This is a genomic window from Flavobacterium sp. UBA4854 (assembly GCF_002399805.1).
Taxonomy (GTDB): domain Bacteria; phylum Bacteroidota; class Bacteroidia; order Flavobacteriales; family Flavobacteriaceae; genus Flavobacterium; species Flavobacterium ginsengisoli.
This window is the reverse complement of sequence record NZ_DHEI01000077.1, coordinates 7,951-9,610: the sequence shown is the minus strand read 5'-3', so window position 1 is coordinate 9,610 and position 1,660 is coordinate 7,951. Positions and strand designations below refer to the sequence as shown.

The following is a 1,660-nucleotide window of genomic DNA, read 5'->3' as shown; positions in this document are numbered from 1 at the left end:
TTTTTCAGCTAAAACGTTTAAGTTGAATAGAAGATTTTAATTGATTTTTTAAAAAACAAGAAAATAATGCAGTAACAAAATAATGTTAGCTGCATTATTTGATGATATTCAAGTCAGAATTAAATGACGTTTTATACTTTTTTATATATTCTGAAGGAGTCATTCCAAATAGTTTTACGAATTGCTGTCTGAAATATTTTGGATCTTCAAATCCAACTTCTGTACTTGCTTGTGTGATGTTCATATCTTCAGTCAGCATCAACATCGCTGCTCTTCTAATTCGCAATGAACGAATAAAAGCATTTAAAGTTTGCCCAGAAATAATTTTGATTTTGGTATAAAGCGTTCTATGGCTCATTCCCATTTCTAGGGCGAAAGTTCGAATCGTAAAATCTTTTTTATGAATATTAGCTTCAACAATTTCGATGCATTTTTTAAGCATCTGCTGATATTCAACCGGAACTTTCTGCGTGTTTTCTTTTAATGTAATACTGTCTAAGAAATAAGTGCGTAGATTATGACGGTTTCTTAGTAAAGATTCGACACGAGCCGTAAGAATATCATCGTCAAAAGGTTTGGTGATATAATCATCTGCACCTTCATTAATTCCTTGCAAATGCGTTTCTGGGTTTTTAGATGCTGTCAATAAAATAACTGGAATATGCGATAGCGTGTTGTCTTCTTTTATTCTTCGACATAATTCTAAACCATCCATTTCTTCCATAGTAATATCACTAATGACAAGATCTGGCATATGTTTTTTAGTCATTTTTAAACCTTCTTCGCCATTTTCTGCGCTATAAACAATGTAACTATCAGCAAAAAGCTTAATTAGATAAGCTCGAATTTCTGCATTATCATCAATGATTAAAACAGTGCGTTTATCGGTTAACATTGTCTTTTTGAAATCGCTATCTGCAATTGAAGTTGTTGCTGTCGAAATTGGCTCTTCTATTTCATCAGGAATTAATTCGTCAAATAATTGGCTTCTCTGCGGTTTTTCATTGGTAATTTCTACATCTTCAAAATGACTGTTTCCTTTTAAAAATGCCAATTTAAAAGTGCTTCCTTTTCCAGCTTCACTGCTACAAGATACAGATCCTTTATGTTTGTCAACAAAATATTTAACAATATAAAGTCCAATACCAAAACCGGTTCCAACAGAAACTTTTGAATTAATCTGTTTGAATTTTTCAAAAATAACATCAATGTCTTTCTTATCAATTCCGTCTCCGTTATCCGATATTTCTAGAAAAACCTTTTCATCGTTTTCTGTCAAAGTCAGATTGATTTCACCTCCAATTGGTGTGTATTTAAAAGCATTTGACATTAAATTGAATAATGAAATTTCTATCTTTTCATAATCGCCAATTATAGTAATTTCATGATTTGGAATTCTAAAATTATAATTGATGTTTTTATCTTTTGCCTGATTCACAAAACATTGATAAACTTCATTAGAAAGATTATTTACATTAATTGGAGACAAACGCAAAGCATCGGCATCATTTTCGGCTTTTCTTAATAAAAGCAGTTGATCTACCAAACTCAATAATCTTCTGGCATTTCGATGCGCAATAGCCAAATCGCTTCCAGAAGAACCGTTCTCGACATTTTCTTTCTGTACTGCTTTTTTTAACGGATTTATGATTAGCGAAAG

General features: G+C 31.5%; 1 protein-coding gene. It reads right to left on the bottom strand.

Annotated features, from left to right (window positions below):
• Window positions 1-94: 94 nt before the first annotated feature.
• The coding region (locus B3J44_RS10745; RefSeq protein WP_286968433.1) for a hybrid sensor histidine kinase/response regulator transcription factor at window positions 95-1,660 on the bottom strand (1,566 nt) is incomplete at its 5' end.